The following is a 26202-nucleotide window of genomic DNA, read 5'->3' as shown; positions in this document are numbered from 1 at the left end:
CCCGATCGAGGTACATCATGACCGACGTAGTGATCTGCGAACCCCTGCGCACCCCGGTAGGTAGGTTCGGCGGCGTCCTGAAGGACATCGCCCCCGAGGATCTCGCGGCCACCGTCATCCGCGAACTCGTCGCCCGCACCGGTATCACCGGTTCCGACATCGACGACGTCTTCCTCGGCCAGGCCTCCCCCAACGGTGAGGCCCCCGCCCTCGGCCGCGTCGCCGCCCTCAACGCCGGCCTCGGGGTGAACGTTCCGGGCCTGCAGGTCGACCGTCGCTGCGGCTCGGGTCTGCAGGCGATCGTGCAGGCCGTCATGCAGGTGCAGACCGGCGCGAGCGACCTGATCCTCGCCGGCGGCGCCGAATCGATGAGCCAGGCCGAGTTCTACGCCACCGGCATGCGCTGGGGCGTCAAGGGCGAAGCCGTCGCTCTGTCCGATCGCCTGGCCCGTGCCCGCGTCACCGCCGGCGGACGCGACTTCCCCGTGCCCGGCGGCATGATCGAGACCGCCGAGAACCTGCGCGCCGAGTTCTCCATCAGCCGTGAGGACCAGGACGCCCTGGCCGTGCAGTCGCACCAGCGGGCCGTCGCCGCGCAGAAGAACGGTGTGTTCGCGCAGGAGATCGTGTCCGTGAGCGTGCCGCAGCGCAAGGGCGATCCGCTCGTCGTCGACACCGACGAGCACCCCCGCGCCGACACCTCGATGGAGACCCTCGCCAAGCTGCGCCCGATCCGCGGCAAGATCGACCCCGAGTCCACCGTCACCGCCGGCAACGCCAGCGGCCAGAACGACGGTGCCGCCCTCGCGATCGTCACCACCACAGAGAAGGCCGCCGCGCTGGGTCTGCGTCCGCTGGCCCGCCTCGCAAGCTGGGCGGTGGCCGGTGTGCCGCCGCGCACCATGGGCATCGGCCCGGTGCCCGCCAGCGAGAAGGCGCTCGGCCGCCTCGGACTGACGCTCGCCGACATGGACGTCATCGAACTCAACGAGGCGTTCGCCGCACAGGCCCTGGCCGTCACCCGCTCGTGGGGCATCGAGGCCGACGACTCGCGCCTGAATCCCAACGGCTCCGGCATCTCCCTCGGACATCCGGTGGGCGCGACCGGCGGACGCATCCTCGCCACCCTGCTGCGCGAACTCGATCGTCGTGAGGGTCGCTACGGACTCGAGACGATGTGCATCGGCGGCGGCCAGGGGCTCGCCGCTGTATTCGAACGCATCGCCTGACGTGACCTACGGTGCTCGCGACGCGATCCCCGTCGCGAGCACCGTACAGTCCGTACGCTCGTGATCATGAGCGAAGTTCAGATAACTCCCCCGACCGAAGCCCCTGCTCCGCCCACGACACGAGCCCGGACCCTCGCGCGTTATCTGCTGGCCGCCTCACTCGTCTTCGCCGGACTGAGCCATCTCTTCTGGGCCCGCAAGGACTTCCAGGCGCAGGTGCCCGACTGGGTGCCGATGGACAAGGACGGCGTGGTCATGGTGTCCGGCGGTGTCGAGATCATGCTCGGCGCCGGACTCGCCGTGGCGAACCGCGACCGCGTCCGTGTCGGCCGCCTGGCCGCACTGTTCTTCGCCGCCGTCTTCCCGGGCAACATCGCCCAGTATCTCGGCAAGCGCAGCGCCTTCGGTCTCGACACCGACCGTAAGCGCCTGATCCGCTTGTTCTTCCAGCCCGTGCTCGTCCTGTGGGCCCTGTGGTCCACCGGAACCCCCCGACGCTGACGCGGCCGGCGCCGGAGGGCGGACCTGGTGCCCGTTACTCCGGCGCGACCCGCACGAGCATCTTCCCGAAGTTCTTTCCTTCGAGCATGCCGATGAACGCCTCCGGGGCGTTCTCGAGTCCGTCGACGATGTCCTCGCGATACTGGAGCTTTCCGTCGCGGACCCATGCCGAGGCTTCACGCAGGAAGTCGCCGTACATCTCCTTCACGAACTCGCTCTGGATGAAGCCGCGGATCGTGAGGCTCTTGGTGAGGATCGAGTTGAACAGTCCCGGAAGACGGTCCTTGCGGTTGAGGTCAGCACCGTTGTACTGCGCGACCAGACCGCACACCGGGATTCGCGCATAGGTGTTGAGCAGCGGCCACACCGCCTCCTGGACGGGGCCGCCGACGTTCTCGAAGTACACGTCGATACCGTCGGGCACCGCCTCCGCCAGCTTGTAGGCGAAGTTCGGGTCGCGGTGGTCGATCGCCGCGTCGAAACCGAACTCGTCGATCAGTGCGCGGCACTTCTCCGGGCCGCCGGCGATACCGACCGCGCGGGCGCCCTTCAGCTTCGCGATCTGCCCCACCGCCGATCCCACGGGCCCGGTGGCGGCAGCGACGACGACGGTCTCACCCTTCTTCGGCTGCCCGATCTTCAGGAGCCCGGAATAGGCTGTGAAGCCGGGCATTCCGAGGACTCCCACAGCGGTGGAGATCGGTGCGGCCTGCGGATCGAGCTTACGAACGGTGGAGCCGTCGAGGACGGCATGCGACTGCCAGCCGGCTCCGGCCAGCACGTAGTCGCCCGGCTCGAGGCCGTCGTACCGCGATTCGACGACCTGGCCCACCGTTCCGGCGACCATCACGTCCCCGAGTTCGACGTGCGCGGCATACGACTTCGCTGTGCTCATCCGACCGCGCATGTACGGGTCGAGGGACAGGTAGACGACGCGCAGGAGGATCTGGCCGTCGCCGACCTCGGGCAGATCCACCGTCTCGAGACGGAAGTTGTCGGCGGTGGGCGCCCCCTCCGGGCGCGATGCGAGAACGATGCGGGTGCTCTGACTCGTCGTGGCTTCACTCATGCCGACAGTGTGCCGCATGCGCTGGCGTCCTAAACGCCGCGCGGAGGCACCCCGGCAGGCACGATGCCGCGCCTGAGGTGGTCCCGATCAGGCGCTGTGCTGCACCTCGCCGCGAGGCACCTGGTAGTTCGAGAACAGCTGCGAGTGGATGACCTCGGTGAAGGACGGTCCGTCCTGCTCGACCCGGACAGGACGGCGAGTGGACGAAGCGGTGCGCGAAGCACCCATCTGTGACGTGGAGCGGATCGCCATGTCGATCTCCTCTCGGAAGGCGGGGAGAGGTGGCCACCGGCACCGTGCAGAAGGTGCAAATCGGGTGAGCGACCCCTTGGGAAATACATATACCCCGTCGATGCCCGATATGCACCTGTCGATTTCGGCGCGCCGCACACCGCCCCCGCCTGCAGCCCCAGGGGGTTACCCGTCGACCTCGTTGCCCTCGGAGGTCGGAAGCACCCGGATCGGCACACTCGTGGCCGAGTTCGATGCCCCCACCCAGCCGCTCAACGTCGCGGCCGGAACGCAGGCCCGCACGGCGATCGTGCGAGTACCTCCGGGCGGCAGGTGGAACCAGGAATCCTGCAGGTCACCGCCGGTGATGTCGAGATGCACGTACTGTGCCGCACTCTCGGTCCGCACCTCCACACTCCACCCGTCCGGGACGGGTCGAGCGGTCGCCGCGAGACCGATCCCGCGCTCGACGGGACGTGCCGGACCACCCACGAGATACACCGACTCCGCCAACACTGCGCCGGTGTGGTCGACCAGTCGGGCGGTCGCCGTGTCGAAAGTGCGCGGCCCGAATCGATACGCAAAATTGACATCGGTGAAACCGCCCGTCACCGCGGCCCACGAGAACACCCGGGTCTCGTGCGGTTCGAGACGCAGCGGCACCGACACGTCCACCGGTACCGCACCGGAGGGCGTATGGGCCTGTAACTGCAGCGTGACGTCGAGGATCTCGGCGGTGTCGTTGATCGCGTCCACGCGCAGGCCGTCGAGCCCGTCGTCGGTGAGGAGCACGGTGACGGGGGCGAACACCCGTGCCAGGACCCACCACGGCGCCTTCGGGTTCCCGTCGGCGTCGAGCACGCCCCACCCGGCACCCCGCTGCAGGTCGCGGGCGGAGAGGATCAGGGCACCGCGACATCCTGATCCGGATCGTCGCCAGTACTGCAGTACCTCGGTGAACGCTTCGCAGATCGCTGCCCGTCCGAGCGCGAGATATCGCGTGGGATCCACCCACCGCACCTCGGCGGGGTCGACCCCGAAGATCGTGCGCACATAGTGGTCTCGCACGTCCTCGAAGTCCCACGACGCCCCGTTGTCGCGCGGCACAGCCGCCTTCCATCGTGGATGGTGACCCGCGACATTCACACTGCCGAACTCGGCCTCGATCGCCATGTCGGAAGGCGGAATCGAGAACGCGAGGCATTCGGCGGCGAAGCGCACGCCGGCGGCACGCACGTCGCCGAGGGGACGGCGGTAACCCCCGACACCGAAGTAGTGCGCCACACCCGAACCCACTGCGATCGGCAGTACGTCGCTGCGCGGGGGCGCGGATGGTGACGACGACACCCACACCGTGCCCGGTAGCTCACGGTCGACGATTGCGGGCAACCAGTCGTCGATCGCCGGGATGGATGCCTCCATCAGTCCGAGCATGGCAGGTTGCTGCTCGGTCTCGCTGCCCCCACACATCACCACAGGTGCCGGGTTCCCGCCCCATCGGCGCGCCAGCGCACGGATCTCGTCCTCGAGCAGCGAGCGGAAGTGCGGATCGTCGGGCGGGTCGGTGGTGGCGAGCATGACGTCCTGCCACACCATGATGCCCAGTTCCGCACACGCCGAGTAGAACTCGTCGTCCTCGTAGACCATCGTGCCGGGGATGCGGATCGTGTCCACGCCCGCCGACACGCAGCGTTCGAGGATGCGCCGGGTTGCGCTCGGGTCGTTCAGCGAGATCGGATCGGTCGGTGTCCACACCAGGCCGCGGCAGAAGACGTCGACGTCATTGATCCGTAAGCCGAACCCGTCGCCCGGTGAGCGCTCGACCGACCGGAATCCGATGTTCCCCAGCGTGATTCGTTGCCCATCCAGAATCAGATGTGCGGCGTACAGGTGGGGGGCGCCGTAGGTGTGCGGCCACCACCGTTCCACCTCGGGGAGCGTCACCTGCATGTGCACGCGTGCTGTCCCGTCCGGCCCGTATTCGGGTCGGACGTGCACCGTCGCCCCTCCGATCTCCACAGTCACCTCGGGGACGGCGGTGCCGGCCAGCACGAGATCGGCGTCGACGATCCCGTCGGATCCCCGCAGAGCTGTCCGTATCCCACGTTCCAGCACAACGGGCTCACCGGAATCGACGAGACGCACGGGACGCCACGGACCGACCGGCGCCGGAGCCCCCGCGTACACCGGGGCTCGCCCGAGCATGGTGGTGCGGAACCACCGCAATCCTTGGGCCGACACGAGCGACGAACGCCACCGTCCGCGTGGCCGACGCTTGCGGAGAGCAGCGTCGAGCGAGGCGCACCGGACCGCGATCCGCATCGTCGACGGCAGGTAGCCGAGGACGACGGTCAGCGGCACGAACATCGATTCCGACGTCGCGACGAGTGTGCCGTCGACCCACACGTCCGCGAGTGTCGCGAGCCCGTCGAAGGTCAGACGCCACGGTCCGTCGCCGGACACCTCGACGTCGGTGACGAACCACCAGTCGTCGCTGTCGGGAGACGACACCCTGGCCGCCGCGACTCCCTCGGATTCCCGGATCGCGCCTGCCGCCGTCCCGGGTATACGGACCGGCAGCCAAGGACCGTCCGCCGGAAAGTCACCGGGGTGCTCGACTGCCCCGGGAGCGACACGGAGACAACGCCATCGCGCATCGTGCAGGAGATCCATGTGCGTCGAATCCTGTCACCGCACCCCGGCGGCGCGGACGACGGTCGCCATGGCGTCCTCCCAGGCAGCGGCCATCGCTATCAGCTGGTCGCCGGGGTCGACATTGCGGCCGCGTGCCGCACGCGCCATCCGGAACTGCACGCTCTTCGCGCCCTCGGCGACCGCGCGGAATCCGTCGGCTGCGGCAGCCGCACCGGGGTATCCGCGACCGTCCATGTAGACGCTGACGTCCGCGGCAAGTTCGGCGGTGGCACCGCACTGACGGAGCACCCCGAACGTCCACGGATGGAAGACGTCCATCCCTCCGGTGCGAATCGGGTCGATGTCGGCGAGCACCCGCTCGCCGAGCGCGCGCACCGGATTCGAGCCGGCGCGCATGCGCAGGTGCCGGAGCACCACGGTGTCGAAGACGTCGCACTGCGGTTGTGCCGCGTCGAGGCGCACCTGTTCGAGATAGGGAGGCCAGGTGGGTACCGGCTCGTCGAGGCCGAAGACTCCGCGGAAGTCCTCACCGGTGAGAACGTGATAGCCGCTGTTGTGGAAATACTCGAGCGTCCCGCTGTCGCGATCGATGAGATTGGGCACGATCGTCGTCTTCGAACGACTCTCCCGGTAACCGGTTCCCTCGGTGTCGGGCAACCAGAAGGCGTCCACCTCGATCGTCGACAGCAGTCCGGCGGCGGCATTGTCCTCGAGGTGATCCACGGGGCGGCGCCAGACGTTCATCTCCGCGACGTCGATCCCGTACAGCGCCAACAGATCCTCGGGGCGGAACTTGAGGAAGGTCCATTGGGCGCCGTCGAACCGGGCCGAGAACGCGCACGCGGCAGCGGGGACCGGATCGTGGCCGAGCGAATGCAGCACCTCTACCCACAGGTCGACGTAGCAGTTGGTCTCGGTCCAGATCCGGTCGGCAGCGTGCACGAAGTGCGGCGAGTACCCGTCGACGCGGACGTCGATGAGCCGATCGCTCACGGGAACAGCCTGTCGCGTACCGGTGCGGGCCAGCGGTCGACGTCGAGTCCGTGGGTCCGCAACAGCGCCAGGGCGATCCGCTCCATTCCGAATCCGACGCACGCGCTGTGCGCGACTTCGCCGTCGGCAGTGCGGATCTCGAAGGTCTCGCCGAAGTGCTCGCGGTGGCAATTGCACGAGACCACGGCGGTGCCGTCGTCGAGGTCGCCGTAGAGCCGGACCGTCAGCTCGGTCTTGAGGTTCTCGATGCGCTGGTTGACGGCCAGCATGCGCCCGGCCCGCCCGAAGAACGGGTCGTTGGCAGGTACAGCGGTCGCGTCGAGGCCCAGCGAGTCGAGCACCTCGAGTCCTCGCTCCACCCAGGAATCACGATGCTGCGCAGCGTCGTTCTCGGTACCGATACGCACGAACTCGTGCATCCGGAAGGCCTGCATGCGAGCGGGGTCGACGGCCGGCTCGTGCCGGAAGCAGTAACCGAGAACGTCGAGCAGTTCACCGCCCTCACGCAGCGTACCGGTGTACCGCGAGTAGGCGGGATGGCATGCGGCGGAGACGAGCACGGTGTCGGCGGGTTCGAGCCACGGATCCCACGCCTCGCCCTTCGACCGCGCGGCGAGCAGTTCGGCGTGCTCGGCGTTGCTGCCCGTAAAGGTGTTCACCGCTCCGGTCAGGTGCGGGAAGGAGGCGATGTAGTCGGTGCGCTCGAAACTCGTCCGCGGGAAGACCGGCGGGAAGCGCAGGCGCGTCGCGGCCCGGCCCGGACCTGCCGCGACCACCACGCGGTCGATGCCGTCGACGATGTCCTCGAAGACACCCGACCGACCGTAGAGGCCGGGAACACCGGTCTCCACGAGCAGTTCGGCCTCGAGCAACTGCTGCTGGAAGTCGAGGCGGGCACGCTCGAGCTCGGACAGCTCGTCGGTTGCGGTGCTGGCAATGGCTGCACTTGTCACAGCGTCCCCCGGTAGGCGATCGACAATTGGGCCGAGTTGTTCATGATGCGGTCGTTGTTGACCATCACGGCGGCACCGTGCGCGTCGCGCAGGTGGCGGCCGAGTGAGTACTGCGAATCCTCGCGGTATCCGGCGATCCCGCAGATGAGCATCGCGCGGTTCACCAGATCCACGACGAGCGTGGACGCAGTGACCTTGAGGTTGTTCATGGCGAGCGAGAAACCCATGCCCGACATCGATTCCTCCTGCGCCGACGCGGCGGCGTCGAACCGGGCGGCGGACGCGGCGACGAGATCGGAGAACTGCTGGTGCACGGCGGCCGCTTCGGCGAGTCGCAGCGCACCGGGCGGGGTGACCCCCGGGCTGCGGCGGGCCGCCGAACGCACGAACGAGCGGGCCTTCTCCAGCGCCGCGTCGGCGATTCCGAGCCACACCGCCGACCACACACTGTGTGAGACGGGAAGCATGGTGCGCGAGGAGATCTCGGCGTAGGCCGTGCCGACCACGAGATCGGCGGACGTCGTGGCGGTGAGGACGAATCCGGGGCTGCACGTACCGCGCAGCCCGAGGGTGTCCCAGCTGCCGGTGGGTTCGAGGGTCACGTCGTCGCGTCGGCACACGACGAGCACCTGGTCGCTGGGCGGGCTGTCGGCGGTGCGACGCGCGGTCACCAGGATCGCGTCGGCGTACTCGCCGTACGAGATGACCGGCGCGTTCTTCGTCAGCGTGACGGTGTCGCCGTCGCGGGCCACGGCGCAGACGCTGCTGCGCACGTCGCCACCGGTGCCGAGTTCGGTGGTCGCCGAAGCGATCAGGTAATCGTTCGCCACCGCTTCGGCGACGAAGGTGGCCAGACCGGGAGTGGAGTGATGCACCAGCGACAGGATCTGCGTCTGGTGCATCGCGAAGATCATCGCGGTGGAGGCGCAGTACCGGCCGAGGATTCGCGCGACGGCGCACAGCTCACCGAGGGATGCTCCCTCCCCACCCTGATCGACGGGGACGGCGCAGTTCAGCAGCTTGTGGGTGCGCAGCGCGTCGACTGCCTCGTGCGGGAACCGTCCCTCACGATCCACCGCGGCGGCCGCGGGGCCGGCGCTCTCGCGTCCGACGAGTTCGGCACGGGCGAGCAGCGACAGCCCGGCCTTCTCCGCGACGGTGAGGGGCGCGGACGTCGACGTCACGCGACGCCCAGTTCCGTCAACGCCGACCTGATGGCGCCGACGCTCGCGAAGGTGCTCTTGCGCAGCAGTTCGTCGGGGAATTCCACGTCGAAGGCGTCTTCGAGGGCGAGCATCACGTTCACGCTGGCGTGCGATGTCAGGCCGAGCTCGTAGAGGTCGGCGGCGGGGTCGAGCGCCGTGCTGTCGACCGACAGCTTCGCGTGCTCACCGAGGACCTTGCGGATCACCTGCTCCGTCATGGGTGTTCTCCAGTTTCTGCTTCGTCGACGCGGGTCGCCACGACCGTCGCGATGGCGTATTCGGACTCGTGGGAGATCGAGACCTGTATGTCGGTCACCTGTTCATCTCGCGCCAGGGCGGCCGCGTTACCGGCCAGTACGACAGCGCATCCGCCCCAGTCCGCGCGGCGGATTTCGATGGCCTGCCAGGGAACCGCGTGCTCGCGCGGACGCAGGACCTTCATGACGGCTTCTTTCGCGGCGAAGCGCGCCGCGAGGCGTTGGGCGCGCCCCGGTCCGGTGCATACGTCCAGCTCGTGCGGGGTGAACACACGCTGCAGGTAGCGGTCGCCGAACCGGTCGATGCTCGACGCGATGTCTCGGACGGTGACGACATCGCAGCCGACACGTGTCGTCGCGACGCGGGGGCCGCTGCCATCGTTCATGGTCACTCCTCGGGATGCGCTGCACACGGTAGCCGCAGGTCGGCCGATGTACACCAGCCGAACGTCTCTGGCTTGCAGGACATCCCGGAAATCACCCCGACTTTCACCCGCCGGGCGCGTCGGTTCACGTGGTGAACCGGGGCTCGCCACCGCAACACGCGGCGTCGATCCCGGTTCGGCGCGTCAACGACGAAAGGCCCCGACCGGGTGGTCGGAGCCTTTCGAGGATCTGAAGTTATGCGGACGTCCGCACGGGTTCCTTGTCGCTCTCCGGCTCGTCCTTCGCTGCCGGCTCCTCCTTCTCCGCAGCGGGCACCGGGACGGCGTCCTGCGCATAGTAGAAGTGGGGGCGGCGGTGTCCGAGGAAGGAACCGCACCACGACATGACGGCGATGTAGCGGTTGCGGAAGCCAACCAGGTAGACGAGGTGGACGGCGAGCCACAGCACCCACGCGATGAAGCCGGTGAGCTCGATCTTCCCGACCCGCGTGATGGCGCGGAACCGGTTGATGATCGCCATGCTTCCCTTGTCCTTGTACTGGAACGGGGTGCCCATCGCGACCTTGCCGGTGATCATCTTCGCGACGTGCCGGCCACCCTGCATGGCGAACGGCGACTGCGCCGGCAGGTTGTCGAGGGTGACCATGTCGCCGATGGCGAAGATGTTGTCGCTGCGGCCGACGGTGAAGTCGGGATCGACGAGCAGGCGTCCGCCGCGGACCGTCTCGCAGCCGGTGCGCTCGGCGAGTACGTCGGCGAAGTCGTTGGCCTGGATGCCTGCCGACCAGATGATGGTCTCCGCGGTGAGGCGGCGGGTCTCCTCGGTCGTGGGCGTGGTGAGCGTGGCACCGTGCTCGTCGATGTCGGTGACCATCGTGCCGAGGACGACGTCGACACCGCTCTTCTCGAGCGACTCCTTGGAGTACTCGCTGAGCTTGCCACCGAACGGGGGCAGAACCTTGTCTGCGCCCTCGACGAGCGTGACGGTGACGTCGTCGGCGCGGATGTTGCCGATGTTCTCGGCGAAGTAGCGCTGCGCGAGCTCCTTGATCTGTCCCGCGAGCTCGACGCCCGTCGGGCCGGCGCCTACGACGATGAAGCTGAGCAGGTTCTTCCGACGCTCGGCATCGGTGGTGACGTGTGCTTCCTCGAAGCAGCGCACGATCTGGCGACGCAGCTTCTCGGCGTCCTCGACGGTCTTCAGCGCGTACGTCAGGTCGGCGAACTCGTCGCGTCCGAAGTACGCCTGGCGGGCGCCGGTCGCGGCGACGAGGTACTTGTAGCCGAGACGCAGGCGCTGACCGCCGGCCTCGTAGACAACCGTGTTCTCCTCGGGGAGCACATCGACGACGCGGCCCAGGCGGACGTCGGCGTTGGGGTATTCGGCCAGGATCGCGCGCACGGACGGGGCGATCTCGCCGGGCGAAAGGACGCCGGTGGCGACCTGGTAGAGCAAAGGCTGGAAAAGATGCTCGGTGGTCTCCGAGATCAGAACGAAGGGCGTGCCGGCCTTGGCGAGCTTCTTGGCGGTGGCCAATGCTCCGAAGCCGGAACCCACGATGACGACGTCCGTCCGATCGACCAGGGTCGCTGTGTCCGCATCGTCCATGCTGTCGTAAACCTCCACGTACTTGTCATCTCCGTTGATGTATGACTACCAAAGTAGGTACGAAGTACCCTCGCTATCCACTAACCTGGGATATTCGAAAAACTGTTATCTGTTTCGCTCATAAATGCGGATGGCACGTTCCCGGGAGGAGCCATGGATTTCCGTCAGTTGCGCTACTTCTTCGCCGTCGGCGAGGAGGGCAGCTTCTCCCGTGCTGCCCAGCGCTGCTTCATCTCGCAGTCGGCGATCAGCCATCAGATCGCGAAGCTCGAGCACGAACTGGGCACCACCCTGTTCGACCGCACCACCCGTTCGGTCAAGCTCACCTCGGCCGGCCGACGCCTGATGCCGATCGCCGCCGAGGTGCTCAGCCTCGAGGCGAAGGCCCTGGAAGTGGGCCACGAACCGCGGGAGAGCATCCGCATCACGGCGAACATGAGCTTCGCGGCGCAGAGCCTCGACGCCATCTCCAGCGTCCGCGAACGTCACCCCAAGATCGACGTGGAGTTCGTCATCAAGGACTTCACCGACCGCGTCAACGCCGTCGCGTCCGGGGATGCCGATCTCGCACTCATCCGCGGCGACGTCGACCGCCCGGGGCTCGAGGCGATCCGTCTCGGCATCGAAGAGCTCGTCATCGTCACGTCGAGCGAGCACCCGCTGTCGGCGTTCTCCACCGTCGATCTCGGCGACCTCGCCCACTACCCGCTGCTGCTACCGCCGCGCGGCAGCCAGGTGCTGTTGCACCGCGTGGTCGAGGACGCCTTCGTCGAGGTCGGTCGTCGCGTGCGCCTCGGACCTCCGATCGCGAGCGACCACACCGCGACTCTCGAGGTGCTCACCAACCCGAGGGCGTGGACCGTGCTCTACGCCGGCACCGCGGCCGACACACCCCGCAAGGGGCTGAAGTTCATGCGCGAGATCCACCACCGGCTGCAGGTTCCGGTGTGCGGGGTGGTGCGGAGCAACGCGACGCCCAATCCCGAACTCGAGTTCCTCATGCGGGCGCTCGCCCATTCGATCGTGCCGCCGACGGACAGCACGCCGTGATCCGATCGCACACGTCGGAGCGCGAAACGGTCATCGGTGCGTGCAATTCCGCGCTCCGCTGACCAGTTCGCGCGTCGCTGCGGTCCCGGGGCGCCTCAGTTGCGCGGCGACAGCTTGTCGAGGAGTTCGAGGCCCTGACGTGCCCACGCGATCTCGGCCTCGCCCCGGCCGATGAGACCGTCGTACGCGAACGCCTTGAACGCGATGATCCGCTCGTGGTCCTCGGCCGGATACTTCTGCACGCGTCGCGCGATGGTCGCGTTGCTGAGGTCGAGGATCGCATCGCGCACCGTGGTCCACTGGGCGATCTGTTCGGCGTAGTGATCGATGTGCCGTTCCAGGCACTCGCGAGCGCTGTCCGGGTCGGTCCATTCGAAGTAGGCCGCGCGCATGTGGGCGGCGTCGCGCACCGGGGCGTAGTCCAGCGGGGTGGACATCCATTCGCGGAAGGCCCGGACGCCCTCCCCGGTGATCGAGTACCGGGTCTTGGTGCTGTTGGGACCCCAGCGCACCTGTTCGCCCTCGACGAGGCCCTCGCGCTCCATCCGGCGTAGTTCGGGGTAGATCTGCGAGTCGGGCGCATGCCAGACGTGCCCGACCGACCCGCCGAACCGTTTCGCCGCGTCGTAGCCGGTCAGAGGCTCGGCGGTGAGCAACGCGAGCAGCGCGTATCGCAGGCTCATGGACCACCACCTTTCCTCGGGCGAGTATTCCACCCTTGCGAATAACTATATCGATAGATAGTGTGTGCTCCAGCTCACCGACTATCTATGTAGATAGTTATTTCACCCTCAGTGTTCGGAGGATCCGACATGACCGATCTCGGCCCCACCGGGGCGACCGCGAAGAACATGGCCTACCCGCTCGACGCCTGGTACGTCGTCGCCTGGGATCACGAGGTGGGTCGCCGCGAGATCCTCGCCCGCACCATCGCCGGCAAGCCGATGGCCCTCTACCGCACCGAGGAGGGCCGTCCCGTCGCCCTCGCCGACGCCTGCTGGCACCGCCTCGCGCCGCTGTCGATGGGCAAGCTCATCGGTAGCGAGGGCATCCAGTGCCCCTACCACGGTCTTCAGTACAACTCCGCAGGTCGCTGCACACACATGCCCGCCCAGCAGACGATCAACCCGTCCGCGATGGTGGCGTCCTATCCCGTCGTCGAGCGGCACCGCTTCGTGTGGGTCTGGCCGGGCGACCCGACGCAGGCCGATCCCGATCTCATCCCGGACATGTTCCAGATGGACTCCCCCGACTGGGCGGGCGACGGACGCACGATCGACGTGCAGGCCAACTACCAGCTCGTCCTCGACAACCTCATGGACCTCACCCACGAGGAGTTCGTGCACTCGTCGTCCATCGGCCAGGACGAGCTGAGCGAGTCCGACTTCGTCGTCACCCACGACGACCGCACCGTCACGGTCACCCGCTGGATGCACGACATCGACGCACCGCCGTTCTGGCTCAAGAACATGCGCGACAAGTTCCCCGGCTTCAAGGGCAAGGTCGACCGCTGGCAGATCATCGAGTTCCAGGCACCGTCCACGATCCGCATCGACGTCGGTGTGGCCAAGGCCGGCACCGGTGCTCCCGAGGGCGACCGCAGCCAGGGCGTCAACGGCTTCGTCATGAACACCATCTCCCCCGTCGACGAGAGCACCGCCCTCTACTTCTGGGCGTTCATGCGCAACTACCGCCTCGACAGCCAGCTCATCACCACGCAGCTGCGCGACGGCGTGCACGGCGTGTTCGGTGAGGACGAGGCGATGCTCACCGCGCAGCAGAAGGCCATCGAGGCGAACCCGGATCACGAGTTCTACAACCTCAACATCGACGCCGGCGGCATGTGGGTGCGACGCCTGATCCAGCGCATGGTCGAAGCGGAGCGGAACCTCACCTCGGCCACCGCCGTTCCCGAGGGAGCCCACTGACATGAGCAACAACCAGATCCGTTGGCAGCGGGCCCGAGTCGTGAGTGTCGAGCGGGCCGCCGATTCGATCGCCGAGATCACCCTCGCCGCCGACACCGCCCACCGCGTCGAACCAGGCGCCCACATCGACGTGCGTCTCCCCTCTGGCGACACGCGTTCGTACTCCCTCGCGGCGGGTGGTCCGGACGGTCGCCTCACACTCGGCGTCCACCGCTCCCCCACCTCGCGCGGCGGCTCCGAGTACATGCACTCGCTGTGTCCCGGCGACGAACTCGAGATCACCGAGCCGCTCCAGAACTTCCCGCTGCGGGTCGGCGCACCGCGCTACGTCCTGCTCGCCGGCGGCATCGGCATCACCGCCGTCCGCGCGATGGGAGCCGTGCTCCGCCGCCTCGGTGCCGACTACCGCTTCGTGTACGTCGGTCGCAGCCGTTCCGCGATGGCCTTCCTGCCCGAACTCGAAGCCCTCCACAGCGACCGTCTCGACGTCCACATCGACGACGAGGGAACAGGATTGGACGTCGCCGCGCTCGTCGACGGCGTCGATCACACCACCGAGCTGTACATGTGCGGTCCGATCCGCCTGATGGACGCCGTGCGGCGCCGGTGGCACGACCGCGACCTGCCGATGCCGAACCTCCGCTACGAGACCTTCGGCAACAGTGGATGGTTCGACGCCGAGGAGTTCACGGTCACCGTGCCCGAACTCGACGTCACCACCACCGTCGGTTCCGACGAATCGATGCTCGACGCCCTCCGGCGTGCCGGCGTCGACATGATGTTCGACTGCCGCAAGGGCGAATGCGGCCTGTGCGAGGTCTCCGTCGCCTCGCTCGACGGTCGCGTCGACCACCGCGATGTCTTCTTCAGCGAGGAGCAGAAGCGCTCCTCGCGTCGGATGTGCGCCTGCGTGTCACGCGTGGTGCGCGATTCGGCATCGCCCCGATCGACGACGGGTGTCGTCACGCTCGACCTTCCCTGACAACCGCGCATTTTCACACCACGAGGAAACACGATGGATCTTCGCGCACGCATCGACGCCTCGCCGATGCATCCCTACCAATGGATGGTCGTCGCCCTGTGCGTCGTGCTGAACATCCTCGACGGATTCGACGTCATGGCCCTGGCGTTCACCGCCAAGAGCATCGGCAGCGACTTCGGCCTCGGCGGATCGGAACTCGGCGTGCTGCTCAGCGCGGGTCTGATCGGCATGGCCGTCGGCGCTCTCGCTCTCGCCCCGATGGCCGACCGGATCGGCCGACGGCCCCTGATCCTGATGTCGGTCGCACTCGCCACCGCCGGCATGGGCCTGTCCGCGAGCGCCGGATCGGCGTGGGAACTCGGCATCTGGCGGGTCATCACCGGACTCGGTATCGGCGGCGTCCTCGCCTGCACCACCGTCATCGCGAGCGAATACTCGTCGGCCCGCTGGCGTGGTCTGGCCATCAGCATCTACACCGCCGGATACGGTGTAGGTGCCACGATCGGCGGCATGGCCGCCGTCGGTCTGCAGAGCGGATACGGTTGGCGTGCAGTCTTCGTCACCGGCGCCGTCCTCACCGGCCTGGCACTCGCCCTCCTCGTCGTCCTGCTGCCCGAATCCCTGGACTTCCTCACCAGCCGGGGACGCGCAGGCGATCTCGACCGGATCAACACCATCGCGCGACGCATCGGCCAGAGCCCCGTCCCGGCGCTCGCCCGTTCCGCCGACAAGGCGGCACCGCGGGCAGGACGGATCTCGGACCTGTTCTCCGGAAGCAACACCCGCTCGACGGTGCTGCTCTGGGCGGCCTTCTTCGCCACCATGTTCGGTTTCTACTTCGTCAACTCGTGGACGCCGTCGCTGCTGGAGACCGCCGGTCTCACGAAGGACCAGAGCGCCACGGCGGGCATGATGCTCACCCTCGGCGGCACCGTCGGTTCGGTGCTCTTCGGAGTGTTCGCCAGCCGCTGGGCCACCCGGTCGGTCCTGCTCACCTTCACCATCGCCGCCGCCGCGACCATGACCGTCTTCATCATGTCGATCTCGACGCTGACGCTGGCGTTCGCACTCGGCATCCTGATCGGCGGACTCATCAACGGGTGCATCGCCGGCCTGTACACCCTCGCGCCGTCCCTCTACGGACCGCAGGTGCGGGCCACCGGCGTCGGTTCCGCCATCGGTATCGGCCGAGCGGGTGCCATCCTCGCACCGACCGCGGCCGGTGTGCTCCTCGATGCGGGATGGACGCCCGAACAGCTCTACTTCGGAGTGGCCGGCGTGGTCGTGCTCGCCGCAGTGGCACTGTTCGCGCTGCGCCCGGCACACTCGGCGGACGCCTCGTCCGAGGCGGTGCCTGCCGCCGTCTCCACCGACTCGGCACGCTGAGCCGGTTCCACCACGATGTCGACGCGCTCGTTGCCGGTGTCCAGGGGGTTCGCGATCTCGTCCGCGAACATCCGCCCGGCGACGAGCGCGATCAGCATCAGCACCAGCGGTGCCACACCAGCCACGGTGAACAGCACCCACCGCGGCACCACCGTGGACAGCGGACCTGTTACCGCGATCGACACCGGCATGAGGGCGAGCGAGACGAAGAAGTCCAGGCTCGCCACCCGGCCGATCATGCCGAGCGGTACGCGCCTCTGTAGCAGGGTCCCCCACAGGACCATGCCCGCCGCGTCGGCGAATCCGATGACGAACGTCGCGATGATCATGACCGTGAACGACGTCGTGAAGGCGAAGACGGCCAACGGCAGAGTTCCCACACCCCAGCACATCAGCATGATGGTCAGGTAGCGACGCGGCAGAGGTCGCGACGACACCGCCAACGACCCCAGGGCTCCACCCACACCGAAGGCCGCGAGGATCGTGCCGAACCGTTGCTCCCCGTTGTCGAACAATTCGCGGGTGATGAACGGCAGCAACACCTCGACCGGCCCCATGACGACGAAGGTCATGACGCACGCGGCGATCAGGGTCCACAACAGCCACGGTGTGGTGATCGTGAAGGAGATGCCTTCCTTCAGATCGGCGAGCACACTCGTCTTCTCCTGCGACTCGGTCTCTTCCATCCGTTCCCGGGGGACGCGCACGCACAACAACAACACGAGCGCACACGCGTGGAAGGCGGCGACGATGAACGCGCCCGTCGCCGGGATGAACGCCCCGACCACCATTCCGGCCACGGCCGGTCCGGCGCCCTGCTGGAGGGTCGGTCGCAGCGCGCCCTCCATCCCGTTCGCGGCGAGAAGTTCCTCCGCGGGCAACACATTCGGCAACAGCGCGGTGTAGGTGGGGAAGAAGAACGCCGTGCCCGCGCCCAGCACCGCCGACGCAACCGCCATGTGCCACAGCGCTATCGCGTCGGAGAGCGCCAGGGCCGTCACGAGAGAAACCGTCACGAGGTTCACCGCCTGCACCGCGACCAGCACGGCCCGTTTCGGCAACCGGTCGGCCGCGATCCCGCCCACGAGCGCGAACGCGAGCAGGCCGGCGCTCAGGCACGCCGCGACCATCGACAGGGCGGTCGGGGTGTCGCGGATAGCGATCACCTGGAAGACCATCACGACCGTCCACATCCCGGCCGCGAACAATTCCGCCGCGACGGCACCGATCAGCAGGCGGTAGTCGCGGTGCCGCAGGGGTGCCAGTGCGCGCACCCGAGCGTTCATGGCTTCGGTCCTTTCCGGGTGCATTCCTTCGGGGCCGATCCCAGCGCCAGATGCGGCCAGTGGGCGATGTCGCGTCGCATCTGCCGGTCGTGGGTGGCCACGGCGACCGCGGCGTCGGTCGCCCCCAGGGCGTCGGTCAGTTCGTCGACCAACGTGATCGACAGGTGGTTGGTGGGCTCGTCGAGCAGCAGCACGTGCGGTCGCGCGGCGAGAACCATCGCCAGGTCGAGGCGTCGTTGCTGGCCCATCGACAGGTCTCGGACCCGCTTGCCGAGGTCACGTTCGGTGAACAGTCCGAGTTCGTCGAGATCGACGGCTCCCTGGTCGGGGACGAGGCCGGCGACGATCAGTTCGCCGACGTGCGCGTCGTAGACCTGCTGTACCCGCGCCGCCGACGGTGCCGGCGACTCCTGGGCGAGCCGGCCGATCCGTACGACGGGATCACTCTCGCGGGTTCCCGCCGTCGGTTCGACCTCGCCGGCCAGGACCGCGAGCAGCGTCGACTTGCCGGCGCCGTTGGGTCCGGTGATGACGAGCCGCGAACCGGCGAGGACGGCCAGATCGACCGGACGGTCGAGTCGGCCGCGCACCATGACGTCCTCGACGCGCACCAAGGGTGTGTCCGGGTCGATCCCGTCGGCCTCCGCGCCGAGCGCAGGCATGGAGAACTGCAGCGGCGGTACCGGTACCGCCACGGCATGGTCGTCCAGCGCTTCCTGACGGCGGTGCACCGACTGCACGAGCGCCGGCGCGCGGGTGGCACGCTGGTGCTTGCCGGTGCCCTTCTCCGGCCGCCAGCCGGTGACGAGCCGATCCTGCGCGGACTCGAGGTCCGATTCCAGCCGGGCCCGCTCGGCCTGCTCACGGGCGTATTCGCTCACCCAATGGGCATATTCGGCCTCGCGTCCCGTCCGGAAGCCGGCGTATCCCCCGCCGTACAGGCGTGGACGACCGTCGCGGCTCGGGTTCAGGTCGAGGATCGACGTGGCGACGTCGGTCAACAGGGCGCGGTCGTGGCTGACGAGGACCACGCCGCTGCGGGTCTGCTGCAGGCGTTCGGTGAGATAGTCGAGCCCCGATGCGTCGAGATGGTTGGTCGGCTCGTCGAGCAACAGGAAATCGTGTTCGGCGCCGAGCAGTGCGGCCAGGCGCACGCGGTAGCGCTGCCCGACCGACATCTCCGCCAGCGGTCGCGAGCGGTCGGTGACGGCGCCGAGCGCTTCGAGGGCGGTGTCGACGCGACGGTCGGCGTCCCACGCGTCGAGTTGCTCGGCGATCTCGAGGGCGTCGGCGTACGCGTCGGCGGCGCCCGGACGTTCGTCGGCGAGTGCTGCGGTGCTCTCGTCGAGCGCCCGCAGCGCGGCGCGGACGTGCGCCAGCTCGATGTCGACGAGATCGCCGACGGTGCGCCCCTCGGCGACGGTCATCTCCTGCTCGGCGATACCGAACGAGCCGAACCGACGCACCGTCCCCGAGTCCGGTTCGAGGCGGCCGGCAAGGACGTGCAGCAGCGTGGACTTGCCGCGCCCGTTCTCCCCGACGACGCCCAGCCGGGAGCCCGGCGTGACCGCGAGGTCGACGCCGCGCAGGACGGGATGACCGTCGCGGGCGAGGTGGACGTCGACGGCGCCGAGTTGGGCGCGAGAGCGCCGGGGCATGGTGATGCTGATGGTCATGTGGTTTCCTCCGTGCGGAGGCGCACTCGTCCCCGGATCACGGGTGGGAGGATGCGCTCGCTGACGAACGGCCGGACACTCGGCCGTATTCGGGTACGGCTCGAACCGCGATCTCGGAGGACGTCCCGAGCCGCGGAGGGGGTGTCGTCAGTGGAAGTAGAGCGCCTGGATCATGATCTCCAGGGTACCGAGCGCCCGAGCACCGTCAATCGGATTTCGGTCCTCGGCCACGGCGCACGTCCGCCTCGGCGGCGAACCGTTCCTCGTATGCCGCAGCAAGTTCCTCGAGGGTCGCGGCGCAATCACCCTCGTAGGCCGGGGCGTGCATGGGTGCGAGAGTGCTCGGGTGCAGGTCCGCGAGTGCGCGGATGGTGGGTCCGAGTTCGGGGGTCAGGCACGTCGCGCGACCCAGGTCCTCCGCCTGCAGAGCGGGGCCGACGATCTCGCTCGTCGTCCGTGCCGGATATCTACCGAACGCCGTGAACAGATCACCGCACAACAGGGTGGATGTCGTTTCCTCGAACATCAGACCTGCATCCCATCCGTGTGGAACGTGCGGGGTGTCGATGTGCCGCACCCGACGGCGCCCGGTGGCCAGGACGTCCCCGTCCTGCAGGGGATGCGGTGGACGATCCGCAAGATCGGCGACCTGGACGAAACAACCCATCGCACCGTGGGCGACCTCCGCCGCCGGCGCCACTTCGAGCCAGGAGTTCATCGATCCGCACTCGTCGGCCTCGACGTGCCCGAAGGTGATCCACCGCAACCGATCCAGCGGTATCAACCGTGCTATCGCCTCCGACACCGACGGGAACAACGCCCGATATCCGGTATGGAACAGCAGAGGCTCGTCACCGTCCACGAGGAACTGGTTCATCGTCAGGTTCGCCGCGTCGAGAAATGTGGACACGCGGTAGACATCCGGAGCGATCTCGGTGATCTCGGTTTCCATCACAGGTCTCCTTGGTCGCACCCCCTTCTTTCGAGCGTGCCTCTGTCTCCGGCCGGACACAAGCCTCCGAGCCGGTACTCGTGCGAAGATGCGAGGAACATCTGTCGACGAGGCCGCAGGAGGCGCTCATGGAGCACACCGAATCGTCGTTCACCGGCGTCGGCGCGATCCCGATCGTGTACGACGTGTGGTTGCCGGAGGCCCCTACCGGCGTGCTGATCCTCAGCCACGGGCTGGGTGAGCACGCACGTCGCTACGACCACGTCGTCGCGCGGCTCACCGATCTCGGCCTCGTCGTTTACGCCCCCGACCACCGCGGTCACGGACGGTCGGGCGGCAAGCGTGTGCGCGCCCGGGAGATGCGCGAGTTCACCGATGACCTGGACAGCCTGATCGATCTGGCGACCCATGCGCATCCCGGCCTGCCGGTCTTCATGCTCGGTCACTCGATGGGCGGTGCGATCGCTCTGGCCTACGCGCTCGACCATCAGGACCGGCTCGACGCGCTCGTGTTGTCGGGGCCGGCGGTGATCGTCACGTCGGGCACACCGAAGCCGGTCGTGGAGATCGGCAAGCTGATCGGACGTTTCCTGCCGGGTGTGCCGGTGCAGCAGTTCGACAGCAAAGCGGTCTCGCGCGATCCCGCGGTGGTCGCGGCGTACGACGCCGATCCGCTCGTGCACCACGGTCTCGTGCCCGCCGGACTCGCGCGGGTGCTGGTGCTCAACGAGCAGAGCCTCGAGCGGCGCCTCCCGAACCTGAGGCTGCCGTTGCTCGTCATGCACGGAACCGCCGATGCGCTCGCCGATCCGGCCGGGTCGCAGCTCATCGCCGACCGTGCGGGTTCGAAGGACTTGACGCTGAAGTTGTACGACGGGCTGTACCACGAGGTGTTCAACGAGCCGGAGAAGGACCGCGTGCTCGACGACCTGACGGCCTGGTTGAAGACACGACTCGACAACTGAGGCTCGACAACCGGAAGGAGAGGGCGTGTCGTCACGCATGCCGGTCGCGTTCGTCGGCCACGGCAGTCCGCTCAACGCGCTCGAATCGAATCGGTACACGCAGGCCTGGGCGGCGTTCGGGCGATCCGTGCCGACGCCCCGCGCGATCCTGGCGATCTCCGCCCACTGGTTCATCAACGCCACCGCGGTGACCGCGATGCGGTCGCCGCGCACGATCCACGACTTCTTCGGGTTCCCGCAGGAGTTGTTCGACGTCGAGTATCCGGCGCCCGGTGCTCCGGAACTGGCGGAGGAGATCGCCGACCTCGTCCACCCGACGTGGGTGGGTGCCGACGTCGACTCGTGGGGTATCGACCACGGCACCTGGTCGGTGCTCACCCACGCCTTCCCGGAGGCGGATGTCCCGGTGGTACAGCTCAGCCTCAACGCCTACAAGCCGCTCGACTATCACGTCGAACTCGGAGCCCGTCTCGCCGGACTCCGCGATCGCGGGGTGTTGATCGTCGCGAGCGGCAACGTCGTCCACAACCTCGGCACGCTGGATCCGCGACGCCCGGGCGCGGGATTCGACTGGGCGCACCGATTCGACGAGGATGCCTTCGCCGTTCTGCGCGACCGTCCCGGTGACGCCGCGGCGCTGGGTGAGCACCCCGATTACCGCCACGCGGTGCCGACCCCCGATCATTTCCTGCCGTTGCTGTACGTCGCGGGTCTGGCCGCCGAGTCCGGGGAGCAACCGGAGACCCTCGTCGACGGTGTCGAATACGGATCGCTGTCGATGACGTCCTACGCCGTCGGCGGGAACTGTCCGCCGCGCGACGGGGACGGCCACGGTGCCGGACTGCCCGAGAGCCCGGAGCCGCCCGACACCAACCTGTGAGCGTTCAGGCGGCGTCGTCCACTGCGACGATCGCGCGTCGCGCGAACCGGGTGCTGAGCCCGATCAGTTCCATGGCTTCGGGGATCGCGCGGGCCAGGACCGGCCACGCGTGGATCTGCCCGCGCCACAGATGTGTCTCCACGGTGCGTCCCGCCGACGCGAGTCGTTCGGTCATGATCTCCACGTCCGGCCTGGTCAGCTCGTATTCGGCGGCGCACATGAACATGGGAGGGAACAGCGCCGGATCGGCGTCGACAGGGTTCGTCTCGCCCTCGATCGCCTCTTCCCCGGCGAACCAGCGCGGACTGATCTTCCCGAGTGCCTTGATGGGCAGGTAGGCGTCCCTCGCCATGTACTTCGGGTCGTGCTTGTCTAGGTCGAGGTTGAGCAGCGGCGAGTACCCGATCACCGCGGCCGGTCGCTGGATGCCGCGACGCGCGGCGAGTTCGGCGACCTTCGCCGCGAGATAACCGCCGGCCGAGTCGCCGCCGACGACGATGCGCGTGGGATCGTCGGCCACCTCGAGCAGAGCGGTGTACGCGTTCATCGCGTCCTGCACCGAACCTGCGATCGGCACCGCGGGCACCTGCCGGTAGTCCATCGAGTACACCGGGGCACCGGAATCGAGCGCGAGCTGCACGCACAGCTGACGGTGGGTGGACGGGCCGCAGAAGATGAAGCCGCCGCCGTGGAAGTAGAGGATGGTGGCGTCGTCGAGCGGATCGTCGACCGGCTTCGGGGAGATGATCCGCTCACCGGGCACTCCGCCGAGTTCGGTCTGCGTGACGTGCACGGCGCGCGGCGTGGGCGTGATCCTGTCGACCACCCACGACAGCCGGCCGAGCACGGCGATGCCGAAGTCGTTGCTCGGCCAGAGACTCAGAATCGGCTTGAAGAGGATCCGGACCACCCACAGGAGGATCAGCGCGACCCTACTGCTGCGGTCGTGCCAGGTCACCGCATCGGTACGCATGTGCACACACTATGTGACCGATACGTCTCAGGCATCGAGAGTTCCGACACCCGGCGGCCCCGGACCTCGAACGCGTCACCCGATCCGCAGCAGCGGCACGAGCAGTTCCTCGTCGGTCAACGCCCCGTGCTGCCCGGGAAGGTTCGACATGACCTGCTCGCCGTCGCTGCGGATCACCGTCGATTCGCCGCGTCCGACGGCCACGATGTCGCCGATCCGTTTGGCCAGCGCCGGATCGGGATCGGATCCGAACAGGCACGCCGCGAACGCGTCGTCGCGGGTGCCGACCCACGCGTGGTCGCCGAGTTCGTTGCGCCAGCGTTCGAGGACCCGGTCGACGTGGTAGGTGTAGATGTGGCGGCACCGCGGTTCCCCGGCGATGACGGTGACGTCCTCACCGAGACCCGGGGTGTGGTCGAAGTCGATGCGGCGACCCCGCGAGGCGTCGACCATGCCGTGATCGGCGGTGACGAGCAGGCGGGTGCCGGTCGGCAGCGCGTCGGCGAGTTGCTCGACGAAACGATCGACCACCGTGAGTTGCGCGAGCCACGCCGCGGACTCCGGTCCGTAGACGTGTCCGAGGGTGTCGACCTCGCCGATGTAGCAGTAGACGAGGCTGCGGTCGCCGGCGCTCACCGCGGCGACGACCTGGGCGAGCAGATCGCCGTAGGCGGAGACCCCGACGAAGTTGCCGCCGCGCAGCACGGCCCGGGTGAGGCCGCTGCCCTCGAAGGCATTCGGCACGACGGTGGTGACGGTCAGGCCCGCCTCGCGGCCGCGTTCGAACACCGTCGGGTGGGGCTGCACGGTCTCGGGTACAAGATCGTCGCGCTGGTCGATCGCGGTTCCGGCGAGGGTCCAGCGGAGCCAGTTGACCGGGGCCTCGATCTCGTCGACGTACGACTGGTAACCGGTGATGCCGTGGAGGCCGGACGGCAGCCCCGTCCCGAGGGAAGCGAGGCTGACGGCGGTGGTCGTCGGGAAGCCGGCACGCATCGGGCTGCCCGGCGCCTGCGTCAGGTACGGAGCGGCTTTCGCGTTGCGCTGCAGCAGCTCCCATCCCATCCCGTCGACGAGTAGGACGACGGTGTGATCGACGGGAGTGAGATCGAGTCGGTTGGTCTCACCGGCGACCCCCGCGGACGAGAGCACCGAAGGCATCAGGTCGGCGAGGGTCGGCTCGGCGTAGACGTCGCGCAGTGGCAGGCTCATAACCCGAGTATGAGCCACTCGCCTGCGCCGAGGGTCACTTGATGTCGGAGCCGTGCTTCGTCAGCGGCATGACCTCGATGTTCATGTAGGGGAACAACGGCAGGTTCCACAGGATCTCGTGCAATTCGTCGGCCGACTCGACGTCGAAGATCGAGATGTTGCTGTACTGGCCGACGATCCGCCAGATCTCCCGCCACTTGCCCTGGCGCTGGAGATCCTGGCTGTAGGCCTTCTCCTTCGCGACGGTCTCGGCGCGCACGTCGGGGTCCAGATCGCGGGGGATGTCGACGTCCATCCGAACGTGGAACAGTGCCATGATGTTTCTCCTTCTTCTGTTCTGACGAGAGCGCGAATCAGGAACGCGCGTACTTCTTCACGACGTCCATGTCGAGTTCGACGCCGAGTCCCGGCCCCTCGGGCAGGTGCACCTGGCCCTCGGAGTAGTCGAGCGGCTCCTGCAGCAGTTCGACGGCGAACAACTGTGGACCGAACAGTTCGGTGCCGTAGTCGATCCCCGGTTCGGCGCAGGCGAAGTGGACGGACGCGGCGGTCCCGATGGGGCCTTCGATGGAGGTCGCACCGTGGCACCGCAGGCCGGCCGCCTTCGCGACGGCGACGACCTGCTTGCTGCGCTGCAGTCCGCCGCACTTGGTGGTCTTGAGCGCGACGACGTCGGCGGCGCCGAGCTTGGCCACCTCGTACGCGTCGTGCGGGGTCTGCACGGACTCGTCGGCCATCACCGGCGCCGAGACGCGTCGGTTGATCTCGGCGAGCACGTCGAGTTGATCTGCGGGAGTGGGCTGTTCGATGAGTTCGACTCCACCGTCGACGAGCTGCGGGACGTGGCGCAGCGCGGTGAAACGGTCCCAGCGGGCGTTGACGTCGATGCTGAATCCGACCTCGCCGCCGAACGCCTCGACGATCTTGACGACACGATCGGTGTCGACTGCCGGGTCGAGCGCACCCATCTTGAGCTTGAAGGAGTAGTTCAGACGCTGCTCACGCTTGTGGGTGACCTCCTCGACGATCTCTTCGAGCGGCGCGGCGCCGAGCGCCCACCGCACGTCGACGCCGGTCCGGAAGGCACCGCCGAGCAGCGACGCGACCGGCACACCCAGCGCGCGTCCCCACGCGTCGTGCATCGCGACGTCGACGGCGGCCTTCGCGAATCGCGCGTTGGCGACGATGCGCTCGATATCGACCATGACGCCACTGATCTCGTCGACTCCGCGTCCGATGATGTAGGGCCCGATGTAGCGATCGACGATCTGCTGCATCGTCTCGACCGATTCGCCGCCCCACCACGGCCCGCCCGGCACGACGCCTTCACCGTAACCGGTGACGCCGCCCTCGGTGGTCACCGCGACGAGCAGGATCGGCTGCGCTTCGGCGGTGGTGGTGGCGAACTTGTGGGGTCGGATCAGCGGTACATCGATGATCGTCGTGGTGACGGAGGCGATCTTCAGATCGGGGTCGGACATCGGAATTGCTCACAATCGGATCGGGGTGTGACGGGGAATACGTCGACCCTGCATTCAGCACGAATGCCGGTACCCCAGTGGGGCACCGGCATTCGTTACGCAGAACCGACTCGCGCGCGGGGGCCGGATCGGGCGGTTTCCGCGGTGCGGATCACGCTTCGGGGTCGAGTACGAAGTTGTAGGTCACTTCGTCGATGCCGTCGGCGTTGGGCTGCGGATCCAGGATGAGCTCGGGCTTGACGGCCGTGGCGACGTCGTCCTCGACCCACTCGCCGCCCTTGAAGTACAGCTGGGTGGTGATGGCGCGCTTGCCGGGAGCCTTCACCATGAGGTGCAGGTGGGC

The 26202-nt window shown here is 68.0% G+C and carries 24 protein-coding genes and 2 pseudogenes; 8 read left to right on the top strand and 18 right to left on the bottom strand.

The window, feature by feature from the left end:
- The first annotated feature begins 17 nt into the window (after window positions 1-17).
- Window positions 18-1229, top strand: coding sequence for an acetyl-CoA C-acetyltransferase (locus K3M35_RS21010; RefSeq protein ID WP_006553185.1), 1212 nt, complete (start codon window positions 18-20; stop codon window positions 1227-1229).
- A gap of 66 nt (window positions 1230-1295) precedes the next feature.
- On the top strand, window positions 1296-1730 hold the full coding sequence (locus K3M35_RS21005; protein ID WP_220666945.1) for a hypothetical protein: 435 nt from the start codon (window positions 1296-1298) through the stop codon (window positions 1728-1730).
- 34 nt (window positions 1731-1764) lie between these two features.
- Here the strand turns inward: K3M35_RS21005 and K3M35_RS21000 are convergent, their stop codons facing one another.
- From K3M35_RS21000 to K3M35_RS20960, 9 genes are all read right to left on the bottom strand, one after another.
- Window positions 1765-2799: an NADP-dependent oxidoreductase gene (locus K3M35_RS21000; protein WP_220666944.1), complete on the bottom strand. Its 1035-nt coding sequence runs from the start codon at window positions 2797-2799 to the stop codon at window positions 1765-1767.
- Between the two features lie 87 nt (window positions 2800-2886).
- Window positions 2887-3051 (bottom strand): hypothetical protein, encoded by a 165-nt coding sequence (locus K3M35_RS20995; protein WP_169823814.1) that lies wholly within the window; start codon window positions 3049-3051, stop codon window positions 2887-2889.
- 165 nt (window positions 3052-3216) lie between these two features.
- Window positions 3217-5703 (bottom strand): glycoside hydrolase family 2 protein, encoded by a 2487-nt coding sequence (locus tag K3M35_RS20990; RefSeq protein WP_220666943.1) that lies wholly within the window; start codon window positions 5701-5703, stop codon window positions 3217-3219.
- A gap of 15 nt (window positions 5704-5718) precedes the next feature.
- Window positions 5719-6678 carry a DUF1839 family protein gene (locus K3M35_RS20985; RefSeq protein WP_220666942.1) on the bottom strand — a complete coding sequence of 320 codons (960 nt, stop codon included), beginning with the start codon at window positions 6676-6678 and terminating at the stop codon, window positions 5719-5721.
- Window positions 6675-7631, bottom strand: a complete 957-nt coding sequence (locus tag K3M35_RS20980) for an amino acid--[acyl-carrier-protein] ligase (RefSeq protein ID WP_220666941.1) — start codon at window positions 7629-7631, stop codon at window positions 6675-6677. The genes K3M35_RS20985 and K3M35_RS20980 overlap by 4 nt, the downstream gene beginning before the upstream one ends.
- Complete coding sequence (locus K3M35_RS20975) at window positions 7628-8815, bottom strand: acyl-CoA dehydrogenase family protein (RefSeq protein ID WP_064852568.1); 1188 nt, start codon at window positions 8813-8815, stop codon at window positions 7628-7630. The genes K3M35_RS20980 and K3M35_RS20975 overlap by 4 nt, the downstream gene beginning before the upstream one ends.
- The gene (locus K3M35_RS20970; protein WP_024102340.1) at window positions 8812-9054 is read right to left on the bottom strand and encodes an acyl carrier protein; all 243 of its coding nucleotides are present in this window, start codon (window positions 9052-9054) and stop codon (window positions 8812-8814) included. The genes K3M35_RS20975 and K3M35_RS20970 overlap by 4 nt, the downstream gene beginning before the upstream one ends.
- Complete coding sequence (gene acpS, locus K3M35_RS20965; RefSeq protein WP_033097557.1) at window positions 9051-9479, bottom strand: holo-ACP synthase; 429 nt, start codon at window positions 9477-9479, stop codon at window positions 9051-9053. The genes K3M35_RS20970 and acpS overlap by 4 nt, the downstream gene beginning before the upstream one ends.
- A gap of 235 nt (window positions 9480-9714) precedes the next feature.
- Window positions 9715-11088 (bottom strand): NAD(P)/FAD-dependent oxidoreductase, encoded by a 1374-nt coding sequence (locus K3M35_RS20960; protein ID WP_006553176.1) that lies wholly within the window; start codon window positions 11086-11088, stop codon window positions 9715-9717.
- A 153-nt stretch (window positions 11089-11241) separates the two neighbouring features.
- On the opposite strand from K3M35_RS20960, the gene K3M35_RS20955 reads away from it, so the two are divergent.
- A complete protein-coding gene (locus K3M35_RS20955; protein ID WP_006553175.1) occupies window positions 11242-12138 on the top strand; it encodes a LysR family transcriptional regulator in 897 nt (298 codons plus the stop codon).
- 95 nt (window positions 12139-12233) lie between these two features.
- Here the strand turns inward: K3M35_RS20955 and K3M35_RS20950 are convergent, their stop codons facing one another.
- Entirely contained in the window at window positions 12234-12821 is a 588-nt protein-coding gene (locus K3M35_RS20950) for a PadR family transcriptional regulator (protein ID WP_220666940.1), read from the bottom strand.
- A gap of 129 nt (window positions 12822-12950) precedes the next feature.
- Between K3M35_RS20950 and K3M35_RS20945 the strand changes: the two genes are divergently transcribed.
- Genes K3M35_RS20945 through K3M35_RS26345 form a run of 3 tightly spaced genes read left to right on the top strand, consistent with a single transcriptional unit; the run spans window position 12951 to window position 16434 of the window.
- Window positions 12951-14066, top strand: a complete 1116-nt coding sequence (locus tag K3M35_RS20945) for an aromatic ring-hydroxylating dioxygenase subunit alpha (RefSeq protein WP_220666939.1) — start codon at window positions 12951-12953, stop codon at window positions 14064-14066.
- A 1-nt stretch (window position 14067) separates the two neighbouring features.
- Complete coding sequence (locus K3M35_RS20940) at window positions 14068-15048, top strand: PDR/VanB family oxidoreductase (protein WP_024102345.1); 981 nt, start codon at window positions 14068-14070, stop codon at window positions 15046-15048.
- A gap of 33 nt (window positions 15049-15081) precedes the next feature.
- A complete protein-coding gene (locus K3M35_RS26345; RefSeq protein ID WP_039584239.1) occupies window positions 15082-16434 on the top strand; it encodes an MFS transporter in 1353 nt (450 codons plus the stop codon).
- A gap of 41 nt (window positions 16435-16475) precedes the next feature.
- Here K3M35_RS26345 and K3M35_RS20935 read toward each other — a convergent pair.
- The 3 genes and pseudogenes from K3M35_RS20935 to K3M35_RS20925 form a co-directional block, all read right to left on the bottom strand.
- Window positions 16476-17720: pseudogene (locus tag K3M35_RS20935) on the bottom strand (MFS transporter); the annotation flags it as partial.
- Window positions 17717-19396, bottom strand: a complete 1680-nt coding sequence (locus K3M35_RS20930) for an ABC-F family ATP-binding cassette domain-containing protein (protein ID WP_220666938.1) — start codon at window positions 19394-19396, stop codon at window positions 17717-17719. The pseudogene K3M35_RS20935 and the gene K3M35_RS20930, both read right to left, overlap by 4 nt.
- A 205-nt stretch (window positions 19397-19601) precedes the next feature.
- A complete protein-coding gene (locus K3M35_RS20925; protein WP_064852570.1) occupies window positions 19602-20348 on the bottom strand; it encodes a hypothetical protein in 747 nt (248 codons plus the stop codon).
- 128 nt (window positions 20349-20476) lie between these two features.
- Here K3M35_RS20925 and K3M35_RS20920 point away from each other — a divergent pair, with 128 nt between their 5' ends.
- Both K3M35_RS20920 and ygiD read left to right on the top strand, forming a co-directional pair.
- Window positions 20477-21313: an alpha/beta hydrolase gene (locus K3M35_RS20920; protein WP_039584243.1), complete on the top strand. Its 837-nt coding sequence runs from the start codon at window positions 20477-20479 to the stop codon at window positions 21311-21313.
- Window positions 21314-21350: 37 nt separating this feature from the next.
- On the top strand, window positions 21351-22193 hold the full coding sequence (gene ygiD, locus K3M35_RS20915; protein WP_039584244.1) for a 4,5-DOPA dioxygenase extradiol: 843 nt from the start codon (window positions 21351-21353) through the stop codon (window positions 22191-22193).
- A 4-nt stretch (window positions 22194-22197) separates the two neighbouring features.
- Here the strand turns inward: ygiD and K3M35_RS20910 are convergent, their stop codons facing one another.
- The 5 genes and pseudogenes from K3M35_RS20910 to K3M35_RS20890 all read right to left on the bottom strand — a co-directional run.
- Window positions 22198-23166: an alpha/beta hydrolase gene (locus K3M35_RS20910; protein ID WP_006553169.1), complete on the bottom strand. Its 969-nt coding sequence runs from the start codon at window positions 23164-23166 to the stop codon at window positions 22198-22200.
- A 75-nt stretch (window positions 23167-23241) separates the two neighbouring features.
- Entirely contained in the window at window positions 23242-24378 is a 1137-nt protein-coding gene (locus K3M35_RS20905) for an alkaline phosphatase family protein (RefSeq protein WP_006553168.1), read from the bottom strand.
- Window positions 24379-24412: 34 nt separating this feature from the next.
- On the bottom strand, window positions 24413-24694 hold the full coding sequence (gene catC / locus K3M35_RS20900) for a muconolactone Delta-isomerase (protein WP_006553167.1): 282 nt from the start codon (window positions 24692-24694) through the stop codon (window positions 24413-24415).
- 37 nt (window positions 24695-24731) lie between these two features.
- Window positions 24732-25859 carry a muconate/chloromuconate family cycloisomerase gene (locus K3M35_RS20895; RefSeq protein ID WP_006553166.1) on the bottom strand — a complete coding sequence of 376 codons (1128 nt, stop codon included), beginning with the start codon at window positions 25857-25859 and terminating at the stop codon, window positions 24732-24734.
- Window positions 25860-26010: 151 nt separating this feature from the next.
- Window positions 26011-26202, bottom strand: a pseudogene (locus K3M35_RS20890) (catechol 1,2-dioxygenase); the annotation flags it as partial.

Origin of the sequence: Rhodococcus sp. DMU2021 (genome assembly GCF_019641445.1) — a bacterium.
GTDB lineage: Bacteria > Actinomycetota > Actinomycetes > Mycobacteriales > Mycobacteriaceae > Rhodococcus > Rhodococcus pyridinivorans.
This window is presented reverse-complemented; position numbering and strand designations above follow the sequence as displayed.

What these genes read in the sequence shown, in the direction of transcription:
- K3M35_RS21010 (WP_006553185.1), top strand. Translation starts at nt 18, where the DNA reads ATGACCGACGTAGTGATCTGCGAACCCCTGCGCACCCCGGTAGGTAGG.
- K3M35_RS21005 (WP_220666945.1), top strand. Translation starts at nt 1,296, where the DNA reads ATGAGCGAAGTTCAGATAACTCCCCCGACCGAAGCCCCTGCTCCGCCC.
- K3M35_RS21000 (WP_220666944.1), bottom strand. Translation starts at nt 2,799, where the DNA reads ATGAGTGAAGCCACGACGAGTCAGAGCACCCGCATCGTTCTCGCATCG.
- K3M35_RS20995 (WP_169823814.1), bottom strand. Translation starts at nt 3,051, where the DNA reads ATGGCGATCCGCTCCACGTCACAGATGGGTGCTTCGCGCACCGCTTCG.
- K3M35_RS20990 (WP_220666943.1), bottom strand. Translation starts at nt 5,703, where the DNA reads ATGGATCTCCTGCACGATGCGCGATGGCGTTGTCTCCGTGTCGCTCCC.
- K3M35_RS20970 (WP_024102340.1), bottom strand. Translation starts at nt 9,054, where the DNA reads ATGACGGAGCAGGTGATCCGCAAGGTCCTCGGTGAGCACGCGAAGCTG.
- acpS (WP_033097557.1), bottom strand. Translation starts at nt 9,479, where the DNA reads ATGAACGATGGCAGCGGCCCCCGCGTCGCGACGACACGTGTCGGCTGC.
- K3M35_RS20960 (WP_006553176.1), bottom strand. Translation starts at nt 11,088, where the DNA reads ATGGACGATGCGGACACAGCGACCCTGGTCGATCGGACGGACGTCGTC.
- K3M35_RS20955 (WP_006553175.1), top strand. Translation starts at nt 11,242, where the DNA reads ATGGATTTCCGTCAGTTGCGCTACTTCTTCGCCGTCGGCGAGGAGGGC.
- K3M35_RS20950 (WP_220666940.1), bottom strand. Translation starts at nt 12,821, where the DNA reads ATGAGCCTGCGATACGCGCTGCTCGCGTTGCTCACCGCCGAGCCTCTG.
- K3M35_RS20945 (WP_220666939.1), top strand. Translation starts at nt 12,951, where the DNA reads ATGACCGATCTCGGCCCCACCGGGGCGACCGCGAAGAACATGGCCTAC.
- K3M35_RS20940 (WP_024102345.1), top strand. Translation starts at nt 14,068, where the DNA reads ATGAGCAACAACCAGATCCGTTGGCAGCGGGCCCGAGTCGTGAGTGTC.
- K3M35_RS26345 (WP_039584239.1), top strand. Translation starts at nt 15,082, where the DNA reads ATGGATCTTCGCGCACGCATCGACGCCTCGCCGATGCATCCCTACCAA.
- K3M35_RS20930 (WP_220666938.1), bottom strand. Translation starts at nt 19,396, where the DNA reads ATGACCATCAGCATCACCATGCCCCGGCGCTCTCGCGCCCAACTCGGC.
- K3M35_RS20925 (WP_064852570.1), bottom strand. Translation starts at nt 20,348, where the DNA reads ATGGAAACCGAGATCACCGAGATCGCTCCGGATGTCTACCGCGTGTCC.
- K3M35_RS20920 (WP_039584243.1), top strand. Translation starts at nt 20,477, where the DNA reads ATGGAGCACACCGAATCGTCGTTCACCGGCGTCGGCGCGATCCCGATC.
- ygiD (WP_039584244.1), top strand. Translation starts at nt 21,351, where the DNA reads ATGCCGGTCGCGTTCGTCGGCCACGGCAGTCCGCTCAACGCGCTCGAA.
- K3M35_RS20910 (WP_006553169.1), bottom strand. Translation starts at nt 23,166, where the DNA reads ATGCGTACCGATGCGGTGACCTGGCACGACCGCAGCAGTAGGGTCGCG.
- K3M35_RS20905 (WP_006553168.1), bottom strand. Translation starts at nt 24,378, where the DNA reads ATGAGCCTGCCACTGCGCGACGTCTACGCCGAGCCGACCCTCGCCGAC.
- catC (WP_006553167.1), bottom strand. Translation starts at nt 24,694, where the DNA reads ATGGCACTGTTCCACGTTCGGATGGACGTCGACATCCCCCGCGATCTG.
- K3M35_RS20895 (WP_006553166.1), bottom strand. Translation starts at nt 25,859, where the DNA reads ATGTCCGACCCCGATCTGAAGATCGCCTCCGTCACCACGACGATCATC.